Origin of the sequence: Paraburkholderia sp. MM5384-R2 (assembly GCF_014201025.1) — a bacterium.
In the GTDB taxonomy this organism is placed as follows: domain Bacteria; phylum Pseudomonadota; class Gammaproteobacteria; order Burkholderiales; family Burkholderiaceae; genus Paraburkholderia; species Paraburkholderia tuberum.
Genome location: NZ_JACHDI010000001.1, coordinates 223,681 through 239,746, shown reverse-complemented (window position 1 = coordinate 239,746; position 16,066 = coordinate 223,681). Strand labels below are relative to the sequence as shown.

12 protein-coding genes are annotated in these 16,066 nt (G+C 65.4%); 8 read left to right on the top strand and 4 right to left on the bottom strand.

The genetic code is table 11. The annotated features are described in order from the left end of the window. The first annotated feature begins 46 nt into the window (after positions 1-46). The 4 genes from HDG37_RS01195 (at position 47) to HDG37_RS01180 (ending at position 6,699) form a co-directional block, all read left to right on the top strand. Positions 47-4,231 (top strand): bifunctional nitrate reductase/sulfite reductase flavoprotein subunit alpha, encoded by a 4,185-nt coding sequence (locus HDG37_RS01195; RefSeq protein ID WP_184043673.1) that lies wholly within the window; start codon positions 47-49, stop codon positions 4,229-4,231. 171 nt (positions 4,232-4,402) lie between these two features. Beyond that, positions 4,403-5,770: an MFS transporter gene (locus HDG37_RS01190; protein ID WP_184043671.1), complete on the top strand. Its 1,368-nt coding sequence runs from the start codon at positions 4,403-4,405 to the stop codon at positions 5,768-5,770. A 118-nt stretch (positions 5,771-5,888) separates the two neighbouring features. Next, entirely contained in the window at positions 5,889-6,350 is a 462-nt protein-coding gene (locus tag HDG37_RS01185) for an SRPBCC family protein (RefSeq protein ID WP_184043669.1), read from the top strand. Then, entirely contained in the window at positions 6,334-6,699 is a 366-nt protein-coding gene (locus HDG37_RS01180) for a helix-turn-helix transcriptional regulator (RefSeq protein WP_184043667.1), read from the top strand. The genes HDG37_RS01185 and HDG37_RS01180 overlap by 17 nt, the downstream gene beginning before the upstream one ends. 203 nt (positions 6,700-6,902) lie before the next feature. On the opposite strand, the gene HDG37_RS01175 is transcribed toward HDG37_RS01180, so the two are convergent. Both HDG37_RS01175 and tam read right to left on the bottom strand, forming a co-directional pair. Then, positions 6,903-7,268 carry a hypothetical protein gene (locus tag HDG37_RS01175; protein ID WP_026225375.1) on the bottom strand — a complete coding sequence of 122 codons (366 nt, stop codon included), beginning with the start codon at positions 7,266-7,268 and terminating at the stop codon, positions 6,903-6,905. A 261-nt stretch (positions 7,269-7,529) separates the two neighbouring features. Then, complete coding sequence (tam, locus tag HDG37_RS01170; RefSeq protein WP_184043665.1) at positions 7,530-8,327, bottom strand: trans-aconitate 2-methyltransferase; 798 nt, start codon at positions 8,325-8,327, stop codon at positions 7,530-7,532. Positions 8,328-8,421: 94 nt separating this feature from the next. Between tam and HDG37_RS01165 the strand changes: the two genes are divergently transcribed. The 3 genes from HDG37_RS01165 (at position 8,422) to HDG37_RS01155 (ending at position 10,530) form a co-directional block, all read left to right on the top strand. Then, positions 8,422-9,321 (top strand): LysR family transcriptional regulator, encoded by a 900-nt coding sequence (locus tag HDG37_RS01165; RefSeq protein ID WP_184043663.1) that lies wholly within the window; start codon positions 8,422-8,424, stop codon positions 9,319-9,321. Between the two features lie 84 nt (positions 9,322-9,405). Then, positions 9,406-10,029 carry a glutathione S-transferase family protein gene (locus HDG37_RS01160; RefSeq protein ID WP_184043662.1) on the top strand — a complete coding sequence of 208 codons (624 nt, stop codon included), beginning with the start codon at positions 9,406-9,408 and terminating at the stop codon, positions 10,027-10,029. Positions 10,030-10,185: 156 nt separating this feature from the next. Then, complete coding sequence (locus HDG37_RS01155) at positions 10,186-10,530, top strand: hypothetical protein (RefSeq protein WP_184043660.1); 345 nt, start codon at positions 10,186-10,188, stop codon at positions 10,528-10,530. Positions 10,531-10,613: 83 nt separating this feature from the next. On the opposite strand, the gene fabV is transcribed toward HDG37_RS01155, so the two are convergent. Beyond that, on the bottom strand, positions 10,614-11,810 hold the full coding sequence (fabV, locus tag HDG37_RS01150) for an enoyl-ACP reductase FabV (protein WP_184043658.1): 1,197 nt from the start codon (positions 11,808-11,810) through the stop codon (positions 10,614-10,616). A gap of 134 nt (positions 11,811-11,944) precedes the next feature. Between fabV and HDG37_RS01145 the strand changes: the two genes are divergently transcribed. Next, the gene (locus HDG37_RS01145) at positions 11,945-14,479 is read left to right on the top strand and encodes a transglycosylase domain-containing protein (RefSeq protein WP_184043656.1); all 2,535 of its coding nucleotides are present in this window, start codon (positions 11,945-11,947) and stop codon (positions 14,477-14,479) included. A gap of 54 nt (positions 14,480-14,533) precedes the next feature. On the opposite strand, the gene HDG37_RS01140 is transcribed toward HDG37_RS01145, so the two are convergent. Then, positions 14,534-15,886 (bottom strand): MFS transporter, encoded by a 1,353-nt coding sequence (locus tag HDG37_RS01140; RefSeq protein ID WP_184043654.1) that lies wholly within the window; start codon positions 15,884-15,886, stop codon positions 14,534-14,536. Positions 15,887-16,066: the final 180 nt, after the last annotated feature.

Here is a 16,066-nt window from a genome sequence, read left to right as displayed (position 1 = left end):
GCGGCCTTTGTCCATCGTTCTGATGTTTCAACCCGATCATTCGCGCATGTCTGCTACCAGCGTAAAGAGCGTGTGTCCGTATTGCGGCGTCGGCTGCGGCATGGTGCTGCACGTCGAGGACGGCCAGGTCGTGAAGATCGCTGGCGACAAGGAGCATCCGGCCAACTTTGGCCGGCTCTGCACCAAAGGGCAGTCGGCCCACGTCGCGCTGCGCAAGTCGGGTCGTCTCGAAGGCGCGTTCGTGCGTCGTGCGCGCGACGAAGACCCGGTGCCGCTGCCGATGGCGCAGGCGTTGAGCGATACCGCCGCGCGTCTGCGGCGCGTGCTCGACGAGCATGGTCCCGATGCGCTGTCGTTTTACGTGTCGGGGCAGATGTCGCTCGAAGCGCAGTATCTGGTCAACAAGCTCGCGAAGGGCTTTATCGGCACGAACAATATCGAAGCGAATTCGCGCCTGTGCATGGCGAGCGCGGCGAGCGGCTACAAGCTGTCGCTCGGTGCGGACGGCCCGCCCGGCTCGTACGAAGACTTCGATCACGCGGATCTGTTTTTCGTCAGCGGCGCGAATATGGCCGACTGCCACCCGATCCTGTTCCTGCGCATGATGGATCGCGTGAAGGCGGGCGCGAAGCTGATCGTCGTCGATCCGCGCCGCAACACGACCGCCGGGAAAGCCGATCTGTTCCTGCAGATCAAACCCGGCACCGACCTCGCGCTGCTGAACGGTCTGCTGTATCTGCTGCACGAAAACGGCGCAACGGATGCGGCTTTTATCGCCGAACACACCGAAGGCTGGGACGCGATGCCCGCGTTTCTGGCCGGGTACACGCCGGAGAACGTCGCCCGCATCACGGGCCTCGCCGCCGACGACATCCGTCGCGCCGCGCAGATGATCGGGTCGGCCAAAGACTGGATGAGTTGCTGGACGATGGGCCTGAACCAGAGCACGCACGGCACGTGGCACACCAACGCGCTGTGCAATCTGCATCTGGCGACGGGCCGCATCTGCCGGCGCGGCAGTGGACCGTTCTCGCTGACGGGCCAACCGAACGCGATGGGCGGCCGCGAAATGGGCTATATGGGCCCTGGTCTGCCGGGGCAGCGTTCGGCGCTGGTCGCCGCAGATCGCGCGTTCGTCGAAGCACTGTGGGGCATCGCACCGGGCACGCTCAAAGCAGACGCGGGCAACGGCACGATCGACATGTTCGCGCGCATGGCCGCGGGCGACATCAAGGCGTGCTGGATCATCTGCACGAATCCGGTCGCGACCGTCGCGAACCGGCAGACCGCGATCGCCGGTTTGCGCGCGGCCGAACTCGTGATCGCGCAGGACGCGTTCCTCGATACCGAAACGAACCGCTACGCCGACGTGTTGCTGCCCGGCGCGTTGTGGGCCGAAGCCGAAGGCGTGATGGTCAACTCGGAGCGCAATCTGACGCTGATGCAGCAAGCCATCGAACCGCCCGGCGCGGCGCTGCCCGACTGGCAGATCATCGCGCGCATCGCGTGTGAAATGGGCTTTGGCGATGCGTTCAGCTATGCGAGCGCCGACGAAGTGTTCGCCGAACTCACGCGCGCGGCGAACCCCGCGACCGGCTACGACCTGCGCGGCGCGAGCCATCGCCGCTTGAAGGACTCGCCACTGCAGTGGCCGATCGCGTCGGCCGATTCGTCCGAGCGCAATCCGCTTCGCTATCTGAATGACGGCGTGAGCCAGACACTCAGGGAGTCGGAAGATGGCGGCCACCCGCGCATTGCTTTTCCGACCGCGAGCGGCAGGGCGAAGTTTTTCGCGCGTGCGTATCAGCCCGCGGCCGAGTTGCCCGATCGCGAGTTTCCGATCGTGTTGAACACGGGCCGTCTGCAGCATCAGTGGCACACGATGACCAAGACCGGCAAGGTCGCGATGCTGAACAAGCTGAACCCGGGACCCTTCGTCGAAATTCATCCGGACGACGCGGCCGAACTCGGGATTCGCGCGAAGGACGCGGTCGAGATCCGTTCGCGGCGCGGCCGCGCGGTCCTGCCCGCCGTCGTCACCGATCGTGTGAGCGCGGGTCAGTGCTTCGCGCCGATGCACTGGAACGACGTGTTCGGCGACGAACTGTGCATCAATGCGGTAACCAACGACGCGGTCGATCCGGTTTCTCTGCAGCCCGAACTGAAAGCCTGCGCGGTCGCGCTGAGTTTGGTGACGGTGGATCGCGACGCGAGCACTCGCAATGACTACGATGCGCTCTCTACCCCCGCCGACGCAGCGGTTTTAGCGCCAAGCGCCAAGGATCAACCCATGCCTCGTATCGAAGCCCTCACGACTTTGCTGCAACTGCCGCCCGAGCCCGCGCCCATGCCGTCGCTCAGCGATGCGGAGCGCGGGTATCTGGCGGGTTTCGTCAGTGGCCTGCGTTCGGCCGAAGCGCAAGGTCTCGCCAACGTGCCGGTGCTGCCGCACAGCGCACCGTTCGATGCGGTGAAGCGGCTCTATGTCGATGGTTTGCTTGCGGGACTGTATAGCCGCAGCGCGACGACAACCCAGACGTCGACCGCTGCATTGCGGCCGAATCTCGCACAGGAAGAGCCACGCGAATCGGGCGTGCGCATCGTGCGCGTGCGGCCGAAGGTCACGCTGTTGTGGGCCTCGCAAACCGGCAACACCGAATCGCTGACCGAGCGTTACGCGACCCGTCTGATGGAATCGGGCTTCGAAATCCGCACCGCGTGCATGACCGACTATTCGTTCGCGACGCTCGCGAAGGCGCAATACGTACTGCTGATGACGAGCACGTTCGGCGACGGCGATGCGCCCGACAACGCGCAGGACTTCTGGACGCAACTGAACGCCGCCACGGCGCCGCGCCTCGACGGCGTGCGTTTCGCGGTGCTCGCGCTCGGCGATCGCAACTACGATCAGTTCTGCGGTCACGGCCGCCGTCTGGACGAGCGGCTCGCCGCGCAGGGTGCGCTGCGTCTGACCGAGCGCGTCGATTGCGATATCGAATATCAGCAAAGCGCCGATGCATGGCTCGAACGCGTGATCGTCTGCATCAAGCAGGCGGATGCCGCGCTGTACGCGGTGCCGCCGGGCGGCATGATCAACGCGGTGGTGGGCGCGGTGCCGACCAAGGCGCGGCCGGCCGCGTCGCGCGTCGTCGGCAATCTGCGCCTGAACCGGCAGGGCGCCGCGAAGGATACGCGCTACGTGTCGCTGCAAACGGGCGAGACGAACCTCGAATACGAAGCGGGCGATGCGCTCGGCGTGTGGCCGAGCAACTGCCCCGAACTCGTCGACGAACTGATCACGCTGAGCGGTTTGCACGCGGAGGCATCGGTGCACGTGGCGGGTATCGGCGACATGCGGCTCGCCGATGCGCTCGGCAAGCACTACGAGATCGCGCGGCCGAGCGCCGAGGCGCTCGCGTTCGTCGCCGCGCGCAGCGGCAACGGCGCGCTGGGCGATCTGCTCGCGCCCGAACGCAAGGCGGATCTGAAGCAATGGCTATGGGGACAGCAGCTCGCCGACGTATTGCACGAGTTTCCGGTGAGCCTCTCGGCCGCCGAGCTGACCGGCATGCTGAAACGTCTGCAGCCGCGTCTGTATTCGATCGCATCGAGCCCGAAGGCGCATCCGGGCGAAGTGCATCTGACGGTATCGGCGGTGCGTTACAGCAACGGACGGCGGCACCGCAAGGGCGTGTCGTCGACGTTTCTCGCGGATCGCGCAAGCGACAGCGACGTGCCCGTGTTCGTGCAGAAGTCCGCGCACTTTCGTCCTCCTCATCAATCGGACACGCCGATGATCATGGTCGGGCCGGGCACCGGCATCGCGCCGTTTCGCGGCTTTCTGCACGAACGGCAGGCACGCGGCGAGCGCGGACGCAACTGGTTGTTCTTCGGCGAACAGCATGCCGCGACCGACTTCTACTATCGCGACGAACTCGAAGCGATGCGCGCGAGCGGTCTGCTGACCCGGCTCGACGTCGCGTTCTCGCGTGACCAGGCCGACAAGATCTATGTGCAGGACCGCATGCGCGAACACGGTGCGCAACTGTGGGCATGGCTCGAAGACGGTGCGCATTTCTATGTATGCGGCGACGCGAACCGGATGGCGCGCGATGTCGATGCGGCGCTGAAGGACGTCATCACGACTCACGGTGGCATGAGCGAAGAGAAAGCACTCGAATACGTGAGCCGTTTGACGCGCGAAAAGCGTTATGCACGCGATGTGTATTGAGCCGCCGATGCGTTTCGGAAGATGCCTTTAAAAAGGCCTCGCAACAGACAACACGATGGCATGACGCTTGCATGTCGAGTCCGAGTGAAAACTCCGGGCGACATGCCGGCGAAAAACAGAAGTAACGCAGCAACTGGACTACCCCGGAATTTTATTTACTGAGGATCTCTGATGAAAAACGTGATGCATTCCCTGCGAAGCGGTGATTGGCGCGCACTCGTCGCCTGCTTTCTGTATTTCGACACGGGCTTCACCGTCTGGGTGCTGTATGGGCCGCTCGCGCCGTTCATCAGCAAGAGCATTGCGATGACGCCCGCGCAGCAGGGTCTGCTCGTCGCGGTGCCGGTGTTGTCCGCGGCGATTCTGCGCGTGACGCTCGGCAATCTGTATCAGTCCGCGCACGGCAAACGCATTGCGTTGATGGGCGTGCTGCTGTCGGCGGTGCCGACGATCGTGCTGCCGTTGCTGCAATCGGTGCCGTCGTACGAAACGCTGCTGGTGCTCGGCGTGTTCCTTGGCGTCGGCGGCGCCAGCTTCGCGGTCGCGCTGCCGATGGCCGGCAGTAACTATCCGCCGAAAGTGCAGGGCCTCGTCTTGGGGCTGGCCGCGGCCGGCAACATCGGCGCCGTGCTCGACGGCTTTCTGTTCCCGCAACTGGCGACGCGCTACGGTTGGCAACTCGCCGCGGGCGGAGCCTTGCCGCTGCTCGCGATCGCCGCGATCACGCTGTACTTCTGGGCCAACGACGCGGGCGTCAAAACCGGCAGCGTGCTGCGCGCCTTCGCCAGTTTCGCGACGACGCTGGTCGGCCTGATCGCGCTCGTGCTGCTCGTCGAAGCGGGGCTATTCGGCGCGGGCAAGACCGGCGTGCTGCTGCTGCCGGTGATCGGTGCGCTGCTGGCGATCGCGGTGCTGCCGCAACGCTACCGCTCGGTGCTCGCCGAGCGCGATACGTGGGTCATCATGCTCGTCTATAGCATCACATTCGGCGGTTTCGTCGGCATGTCCTCGTATGTGTCGTTGCTGCTGACCAACCTGTATCAACTGTCGAAAATCGACGCGGGCCTGTTCATGGCGCTGCTCGCCGCGACCGGCGCGATGGTGCGCCCGCTCGGCGGTCTGATTGCCGACCGCGTGTCGGGCGTGCGCGCGCTAACCGTGCTGCTGGCGATCATCGCGGTTTGCGATTTCCTGTTCGCGGCGGCGATGCCGTCGCTCGCGGGCGGCATTGCGTTGCTGCTGTGCCTCTATGTCGCGTTCGGGCTCGGCAATGGCGCGACGTTCCAGCTCGTGCCGCATCGCTGGGCCGGCCGCACCGGGCTGATGTCCGGCATCGTCGGCGCGGCGGGCGGCATCGGCGGCTTCTATCTGCCGGTCGTGATGGGCATCGCGAAGGAAAGCACCGGCAGCTATCAAATGGGCTTCGCGACGTTCGGCACACTGTCGGCTTGCGCGTTCCTTGCGATCGTCGCGCTGCGCCGGCCGTGGATGGCGTGGTCGATGCAAACCGGCGTCATGCACGCGCATGCGACGGAGTAAGGCGCGGCGCGCGGCGTCCGGTCGTGCCGGCGCCGCACGCATCACGCTCTGAACAAAGCGCAGTCGAATGCTTGCATATCGGAGGCGGTGCTTCTAATATGCAGTCAGGAGGCTGCATATGAACTCATCGACCGATCGCATCGAAAAGCAGGTTCTGTTGAAGGCGCCGCGCTCGCGCGTCTGGCGTGCGCTGTCCAACGCCGAGGAATTCGGCAAATGGTTCGGCGTGAATCTCACCGGCAAGCGGTTCGTCGCGGGGCAATCCACGCAGGGGCACATCACTTATCCAGGCTATGAGCATCTGCTGATGAACGTGCTGGTCGAGCGTGTCGAGCCCGAGCATCATCTGTCGTGGCGCTGGCATCCGGCCGCGATCGACATCACGATCGACTACACGGCTGAGCCGACCACGCTCGTGGAATTCGATCTGAGCGACGTCGAGTCGGGCACGCTGCTGCGCGTCGTCGAATCGGGCTTCGACCAGTTGCCGGTCGGGCGCCGCGCGCAAGCGTTCCGGCTGAACGACGGCGGCTGGGAGCAGCAGATGGTCAACGTCGAGCGATATGTCGGCGCGAGCTAGGGCGGCCCCCGCGAAGGCGGGCCTCAAGGCGGCGACACTGCGCAGTTCGGCGGCGGTGTTCGCGGCGCTCGGTGACGAGACGCGTCTGCGGCTTGTCGCGGCGTTGTGCGCGGGCAGTGCGATGTCGATCGCGCAACTGACGGCCGGCACCGACATCACGCGGCAGTCGGTCACGCAGCATCTGCAGGTGCTGGCCGACGCGGGCCTCGTGCACGACGTGAAGGTCGGACGCGAGCGCCTGTGGGCGTTCGAGCCCGCGCATCTCGACGCGGCACGCCGCGCGCTCGACGCGATTTCGCGGCAGTGGGATCAAGCGCTGCTGAAGCTGAAGACGATGGTCGAAGAATGAAGGGCGGGCGTCCGTGGTGATTGCACGAACCGAGCCGGCACGCGGATTGGCCGCCTGCCGGTAGGCTGTACGCGACGGCGGGCGCCGCATTTTTTACCGACTGCGAGCGGCACATCGTGCACGGAAGTGCGGAACAACGCAAAAAGGGGCCAAAAAATTGGCCCCCAATCCGCTGTAAAAAAGGAAGAAAAACGAGCCCGCGACTAATCGGCGATCCGCTTGTCGGCCAGCGCGTTCTGGCAGTCGGCCAGAACCTGCCGGACGAGCCGGGCTTGCGGGTCGAGTTCGTCGGTATCGAGAATTTCTTCAACCGCGTCGCGCGCCCAGTCGGCATCGACGAAGCGCGCGTGGCGCCGCGCGATTTCGACCGCGGTGGCCGACAGCTTCGCGACGCACAGCCAGTCGGCTTCGCGCGCGCGGCGGTCGAGCCACTTGTGCGCGGACTGCACGTGAAACGCCGCGTCGGGCCAGTCTTCGTTCAGATAATAAGCGCCGAGGCTGCCGCATGTGAGCCAGCACAACAGCTCCAGGCGGTCACGGGGACTCAGATGTTGGCGTACATCACTCATGGCGACGCTCGCTGCAGTAAATGGCTTCCCGGTGAGGCCGGCGGGCGCCGTCCTCCGCTTTTTACACACGCTTTTTACAAACATTAGCATGCGGAATTCCCGGGCGGCAATTCCTGACCACCCTTAGCGTGCGGTGCCGCCACAGGTGGGGTTTTCGGGCGGTGCGTCAGCGTGGTGCGCCGGCGATCCGATTGCCCCGGGACGACCCGCCGCAGCCGAAGCGCCGGCATTTACCGGCTCGCAGCGGTTCCCGGCGCGGCTTCAACGTTCGCCGCGCGTCGCGACGATGAAAAACCGCGGAAACGGCAGCAGCACCGTGCCATCGGCGAGCGCCGGGTAGGCTCTGACGATTTCGTCGCGATAGCGTTGCACAAACGCGCCGCGTTCGGCGTCGTCGAGCGCGGCGAGAAACGGCCGCAGCGCGCTGCCCTTGAACCATTCGACCACCGCGTCGGCGCCCGCGAGCGGGTGGTGATAGACCGTGCGCCACACGTCGACGCGCGCGCACAGCGGCTTGAGCAGCGCGTAGTACCAGTTTGCGTCGTAGCGCATGGTGCGCTCGACACCCTTCAGCTTCGTCGCCCAAGGCCCGTCGATGGCGATTTCGCGCAGCAGCCGGTGCGCCGGTTCGTCGAGATTGTCGGGCATCTGCACGGCGAGGCTGCCGCCCCTGGCAAGTTTGGCCACCAGCGCGGGGAACAGCCGCTCGTGGTCCGGCACCCATTGCAGCACCGCGTTCGCGAGGATCACATCGAAGGGGCCGTGCGCGTCCCACGTCGAAACGTCGCTGATGTCGAAGCGCAATTGCGGCAGCCGCCGACGCGCCGCCGCGATCATGTCGGCGGAGCGGTCGATGCCGCTCACCGACGCGCCCGGCACCCGCTCGGCCAGCACCTCGGTCGAGTTGCCCGGGCCGCAGCCGATGTCGACCGCGAGCCGCGCGCCGTTCAAGGGCACCGCCGCGAGCAGATCGCGGACCGGCCGCGTGCGCTCGTTCTCGAACAGCATGTACTGCTTCGCGTGCCAATCACTATGCTCGTTGGTGGTTTTGTCGGTCATCTTTTGCTCCTTCGCGGGGTTCGTTGCGGTCATTCTCGGCCGCTGACAGCCCAGAGTAAAATGAATTTATGATCCCGATTACTTCATTTTTCTAATGAAAATCGACACGCTCGGCGTGCAGGCTTTCGTCGCGATTGCCGATCGCGGCAGCTTCCAGAGCGCGGCGGATTCGCTGCACGTGACGCAAACCGCGATCACGCAGCGGCTGCGCAAGCTCGAAAGCTATCTCGGCGTCACGCTGATCGAGCGCACCACGCGTTCGATGGCGCTCACCGAAATCGGTCGCAATTTTCTGCCGCAGGCGCGTCGGCTGCTCGGCGAGCTGGCGGACGCGCTCGTCGAGATCCGCGAAACGGGCATCGCGCGACGCGGCGACGTGTCGATCGCGTGCGTGCCGACCGTCGGCGTGCAGTATCTGCCGCGCATCCTGCAGGCGTATTCGGCGCGCTATCCGCACAATCGCATCAAGATTCTCGATCACGCGTCGTCAGCGGTGGAGGAGGCCGTGTTGCGCAGAGAGGCCGAGTTCGGCATCAACATCGCGCGCGAGCATCATCCCGATCTCGCCACCGTGCCGCTCACCGAAGACCGCTACGTGCTGATCTGCCACGAGGACCATCCGCTCGCGAAGCGGCGGCGCATCGCATGGCGGCAGTTGCAGCCGTTCCCGCTGATTTTCGCCGGCGAGGTCAGCGGTAATCGCGCGCTGCTCGACGTCGCGCTGGAATCGAGCGAGCTCGCGCTGCGTTCGTTCTACGAGGTGCAGCGCAGTTCGACCGCCGTCGGACTCGTCGCGCAACGCGTCGGCGCGGCCGTGGTGCCCGCGCTCGCGCTGCAGAACGGCGCGTATCCGAGCGTGCGCACCGTCGAGCTCACGCAGCCCACCGTGTCGCGCACGCTGGTGCTCGTCGCGCGCAAGACCGCGCAGTTGTCACCGGCCGCGCAGGCGCTGTACGACATGATCCGCGAACAGGCGACGCTGAAAACCGGATGACGGCGCGCCGAGCGCAAGGCAAACTGGCTGGCTTCCGAGTTTCATTCCTTCAACCCGTTCAATCCACGCGGTACCCAACGACTCATGCTGCAGATACTCGGCAAGACCACCTCGATCAACGTGCGCAAGGTGTTGTGGACCTGCGCGGAACTTGGGCTTGCGTTCGAACAGGAAGACTGGGGCTCGGGCTTTCGCTCGACCGAGGTCGCCGAATTCCGCGCGCTGAACCCGAACGAGATGGTCCCCGTGATCCGCGACGGCGACTTCGTGTTGTGGGAATCGAACTCGATCATCCGTTACCTCGCGAACCGTTATCGCGGTGACGGGCTGTATCCGGCCGATCCGGTCGAGCGCGCGCGCTGTGATCAATGGATCGACTGGCAGGCGAGCGAATTGAACCGCTCGTGGAGCTACGCGTTTCTCGCGCTCGTGCGGCACTCGCCCGAGCATCAGGACCCGCGCCAGATCGCCGCGTCGTGCGCGAACTGGTCCAAGCATATGGCGATCGTCGAGCAGCAACTCGCGCGCACCGGTGCGTATATCGCGGGCGACGCGTTTTCGCTCGCCGATATTCCGATCGCGCTGTCCGCGAACCGCTGGCTCGAAACGCCGCAGCAGCACGACGATTTGCCGGCGCTGGCCGCTTATATGGCGCGCCTGGCCGGGCGCGACGGGTATCGCAAGCATTGCCGAAACGGCACGCCGTAATCGTTGATTCGCGCGCGTCTGCAATCTGTCGGTGCTTACAGAATCCGCCTTCAATGCTTACGCTCTGCTTGTGAATTCCCGCGCTCGGCGGCTTCTGCGCGGTGCACCCCGCGTCGCCTACAATGGCGGCCATCTAGCGACATTGAAGGTTCAACGATGCGGGTAACGAAATTCGCGCTGGCTTTGCTGGCGGCGTGCTTCACTCTGAACGCGAGCGCCGAGATGACGGCCGCGCAATACAAGCGCTGGGCACACGCCGACAACAACTCGATCTATGCGGCGTACATCACCGGCACGATCAACGCGCTCGGCTGGGCGAATGGCGATCTGGTCGCGAGGAAACAGCCGCAGCTGTTCTGTCCGCCACCAACGCTCGCGATCGGCAACCAGACGGTCTATCCGTTGCTCGACGCGTTCTTCGCGAACCATCCGGGCATTTCCGAGGATTTTCCAATCGGGCTCGCGATTCTGCGCGCGTTGCAGGGCGCGTATCCGTGCTGACGTGTTGAAGGAGTGAGGGGAGGGAGGCGAGGAGGGGCAACCTCAGGGGCGAACTCGCGAAACGGGCCCGCCCCCCCGGTGGATCAAACCTGCACCAGATTCGGAATCTGCACGTCCGGATTGACGTCCGCGTCGTAATCGACGCCCTTCATTTCAAAGCCGAACAGGCGCAGGAAATCGGTCTTGTAGCCCGCAAAATCGGTGAGTTCGTAGATGTTGTCGTTGCTCACCTGGTTCCACAGCTCCTGCACGCGGCCTTGCACCTGCGGATCGAGTTCCTTGTAGTCGGCGCGCAGACGGCCTTCGTCGTCCAGATGCGGCTGGCTGCCATAGAGGCTGTCCTTGTACAGGCCGTAGACCTGCTCGATACAGCCTTCGTGCGTGCCTTTTTCCTTCATCACCTTGAAGAGCAGCGACAGATAGAGCGGCATCATCGGAATCGCCGAGCTTGCCTGCGTGACGACTGCCTTCAGCACCGCGACGCGCGCATCGCCGCCCTTGGCCGCGAGCTTTGAGCGGATGCCGAGCACTTTCTGGTCGAGATCTTTCTTGGCCGCGCCGATCGAGCCGTTCCAGTAGATGTCGTGGGTGATCTTCTCGCCGAGGTAGGTGAACGCGGTGGTCCTGGCGCCGTCGGCGAGCACGCCGGCTTCGCCCAACGCGTCCATCCACATCTGCCAGTCCTCGCCGCCCATCACCGCGACCGTGTGCGCGATTTCTTCCGGCGTCGCCGGTTCGAGGACGGTTTCCTTGATCACTTCCTTGTCGGTGTCGATGCCGCGCAGATTGACAGCCTTGCCGATCGGCTTGAGCACCGAGCTGAACACTTCACCGGTCTTTGGGTGCTGGCGCTTCGGCGCCGCGAGGCTATACACGACCAGATCGACCTGGCCGAGATCGCGCTTGATCACTTCGATCGTGCGCGCCTTCACTTCGTCGGAGAACGCGTCGCCGTTGATGCTGGTCGCGTACAGGCCTTCGGCGGTGGCGAACTTCTCGAACGCCGCGGTGTTGTACCAGCCGGCGGTGCCAGCTTTGGTCTCGCTGCCGGCGCGCTCGAAGAACACGCCGAGGGTCGACGCGCCCGAGCCGAACGCTGCGCTAATGCGGGCGGCGAGGCCATAGCCGGTCGACGCGCCGATCACGAGCACCTTCTTCGGGCCGTTGGCGATGGGGCCGCGTGCCTTCACATACTCGATCTGTTCCTTGACGTTGGCTTCGCAGCCGGTCGGATGGGTCGATACACAGATGAAGCCACGCACACGCGGTTTGATGATCATGAAGCACCTCTTGTCGGAATTGGCGACATTATAGTGGCCCCGCCGGAGCCGCACTCCATGCCGCGAACGAGGCAAAAACCGGCGCACCCCCCACATCTTGGTACGATTGCGCCTTTCCCAGCCGACGACAGCAAGTGAAGCGCCTCTTTTCCTCCTTTCTGGCGGCCCTCGACAAAGGGCTGACGCTCGCGAACCCGCTGTGCGCGAAGGCCGCATGGCATCTGCGCCATCCGACCCGTCGCACGTTCGCGTGGGGGCTCGCCGCGCTGCCGGTGCTATTCGTACTGTACGTGCTGCTGCTGATTCCGTTCACGCCGAGCATCGGCGACATCCGCAAGGCCAAGATCGAGCAGCCTGCGCAGATCCTGTCGGCGGACGGCAAGCTGCTCGCCGAGTTCAAGCCGTCGAACCGCGAGTGGGTCAAGCTGAAGGACATCTCGCCGAACGTCGTGAACGCGCTGATCGCCACCGAGGATCACCGCTTCTATCAGCATTTCGGGATCGACTGGCGGCGCACCGCTTCGGCCGCGCTGCACACGTTCTCCGGCGACCGCCAGGGCGGCTCGACGATCACGCAGCAGCTCGCGCGCAATCTGTATCCCGACGAAATCGGCCGCGCGCCGACGTTGACGCGCAAGCTGAAGGAAGCGATCACCGCACTGAAGATCGAGGCGTTCTACACGAAGGACGAGATCCTCGAAACCTACCTGAATACGGTCCCGTTCCTGTACAACGCGTACGGCATCGAGATGGCTGCGCGCACCTATTTCGACAAGTCCGCATCCGACCTGAACGTGCTCGAAGCGGCGACGCTGACCGGCATGCTGAAGGGCAACGCGTACTACAACCCGGTGCTGAACCCCGAGCGCGCCTTGCAGCGGCGCAATACGGTGCTCGCGCAACTGGTCAAGTACGGCAAGCTGACACCCGCCCAGTACGACACGCTCGCCCGCAAGCCGCTGCGTCTCGACTTCGAGCGCCAGATCGAGCCGCCCGGACCCGCGCCGCACTTCACGCAGCAACTGCGCAAATGGCTCGTCGCGTGGGCCGATCGCAACGACTACAACATCTATTCCGATGGACTCGTCGTGCGCACGACGATCGACTCGCGTCTGCAGACGATGGCGACCCAGGCGGTCACGCTGCAGGGCAACCAGTTGCAGAACATCGCGAACTCCGCGTGGGGCACGCGCGCGGGCTGCTCGGCGGACAAGGACCTACTGCGCACGTTCCTGCGCGAAACGCCTGACTTCCGCGCGGCCAAAGACACGGGCCTCGCCGACGACGAGGCGCTGAAACGCCTGCTCGCCGATCGCAAGCTCGTGCAGAGCGTGTGCGACACGAAGACGCGCGTGCAGGCCGACTTCCTCGCAATGGACCCGCGTACCGGCGAGATCAAGGCGTGGGTCGGCAGCCGCGACTTTGGCGTCGATCCGTTCGATCACGTGCAGCAGGCGCGCCGTCAGCCGGGCTCGACCTTCAAGCCGTTCGTCTACGCGGCGGCCTTCGAGGCCGGCGCGAAGCCGGACGACAAACTGCCGGACAATCCGGTTCAGATCCAACTCGCCGGCGGCGAAATCTGGAAGCCGAACGACGAGGACGAGCCGAGCGGCCGCATGATCAGCCTGCGCGACGCGCTCGCCTATTCGCGCAACCGCATCACCGCGCAGGTGATGGAGTCGGTGGGTCCGAACAGGGTCGCAAAGCTCGCGCGCGCGATGGGTGTGCGCGACAGCCAGCTCGACCCGGTGCCGTCGCTCGCGCTCGGCACGAGCCCGGTCACGCTTAAGGAAATGGTGTCGGCGTACGGCACGATCGCGAATCTCGGCGGCTACGTCGAGCCGCTGATGGTCACGCGCATCGAGGACCGCAACGGCAACCTGCTCGCCGAATTCAAGCCGGCCACGCCGAGTCGCGAGCTGCCCGCCGACGCGGCGCGCACGCTCGTCGACGTGATGCGCGACGTGATCAGCCGCGGCACCGGCGCGAGCATCCGCACGCGCTTCGGCGTGCGCGGCGATGTCGCGGGCAAGACCGGCACGACCCAGGGCAACGCGGATGGCTGGTTCATCCTGATGCAGCCGCAACTGGTGGCGGGGGCGTGGGTCGGCTTCAACGACAGCCGCGTGACGCTGCGCAGCGATTACTGGGGGCAGGGTGCGCATAGCGCGCTGCCGATCGTCGGCGATTTCTTCCAGCGCGCGCAGCGCTCGCGGCTCGTCGACAGCCACATGAAGTTCGATACCGCGCAGCAGCCGGGCTGGTTCGCCGAGCGCGCCGAACGCTTGCGCGACTGGATCGGGCACCTGTTCACGCGCACGCCGGCTCAGCCGGACAAGCAGATCGTGGCGCGTGCTCCGGCGCGGCGCGCGCCGGTGGCGCCGGTGCAGCCGCCGACGTCTGCCGTGGCGGCACCGGCACCGGCACCGGCGGCGGCGTCAGAGGCAGCGGGCGCGTCCGCGGTGCAGGGCGAAGCGCGCGCGTTGCCCCCGTTGCTGCCGGCGCCGGGGTCGGCTCCCGCGCCGGCGCCGGGTAATACCGTCGACGGTGAAGCGCACGGCGGCGGTGCGGCAGCGCTCGCGCCAACCCCGACGCCGGACGACATCGTGCCGCCCGATGCGGGCGGTCAGGGCACAGAAGGGTCGAATAACGGCAGCGGGGCGAATTGAAGGCGACCCGGGCAGGCTGCCCGGGTGCGTATTGAACGGCGCGTGGGACTAGCGCTAAGACCTCGCGACCCCCGCTTCACCCCGCGGTCGCGCATGCGGATTGCCATGCGTCGTCTCGAGCGACGTGTCGTGATGCAGCAGCAACACCGCCGCCATGCCGATGAGTCCCGCACCCGACAGGCATAGCAGCCCGGCGCCGAAGCCGCCCGTACTGTCCTTGATCCAGCCCATCGCGAACGGCCCGAAGAAACCCGCCAGGTTGCCCAGTGAGTTGATCGCGGCGATGCCGCCCGCGGCCGCCGCGCCCGACAGGAACGCGGCCGGCAAGGTCCAGATCACCGGCAGGCAACCGAAGATGCCGAAGCCGGCAATCGATAGCGCGATCATCTTCTGCACCGGATTGTCGAGGCCGGCCGCGGCTGCGATGCCGGCCGCCGCGACGAACAGCGCAATCGCGACGTGCCAGCGGCGTTCGAGATGGCGATCCGAATGCCGTCCCCACAAAATCATGCTAACGAGGCCGACCACGTACGGCAGCGACGTCACGAAACCCGTCTGCAGATTAGTGAGGCCGAACGACTTCACGATCTGCGGCAGGAAGAAGCTCAGGCCGTAGTTGGTCGCGTTCGCCCCGAAATAGATCAGCGCGATGGCGAGCACGCGCGGATGGATCAGCGCCTCCTTCACGCTGAAGTGGCGCACCGCCTCGCGATGCTCACGCTCCTGCTTCTGCCGCGCGATCAGCCAGTCGCGCTCCTCGGCGCTGAGCCAGGTGGCGTCGACGGGCTTGTCGGTCAGATAGAGCAGCACCGCGACCGACAGCAATACCGCGGGCAGCGCCTCGATCAGATACAGCCACTGCCAGCCGCCGAGTCCGCCGCGGCCGTCGAGCGACAGCAGCGCGCCGGAGATCGGGCCGCCGATCACCGTCGACAGCGGAATCGCCGCCATGAAATAGCCGACCACGCGCCCGCGATACGCGGCCGGAAACCACAAGGTCAGCAGAAAGATGATGCCCGGGAAAAAACCGGCCTCGGCGACGCCAAGCAGAATGCGCAGGCCGAAAAACACGTGCGCGGGCGAGAGCCCGGTGAAGCGCGCGATGTCCGGGATGAATGCCATCGCGCCCGCGAGAATACCCCACGTAAACATGATCCGCGCGATCCAGCGGCGCGCGCCGAATCGTTCGAGCAGCAGGTTCGACGGCACTTCGAAAAAGAAGTACGCGATAAAGAACACACCCGCGCCGAAGCCGAACGCGCTCGCGGACAGATCGAGCGCCTTGTTCATCTGCAAGGCCGCGAAGCCGACGTTGACGCGATCGAGATAGGCGATGAAATAGCACAGGATCAGGAACGGCACGAGCCGAACCGTGACGCGCTGAAGGGTACGTGCCTCGAGATCCATATATGTCTCCTCCGGTTCGGCGACCGGTGTATGCCGCTATGTGGTGGGGTCCGTCTGCGGTTCGAAATGCCTGTCCGTCGAACAGGGATCGTTACAGACTAGACGCTCAAAAGGGATTCCGGAAGGTCTTTTGTGAACCATGTGGTCCGCTCATTGCCGACGCCGTCGCGGCGTGGCGCT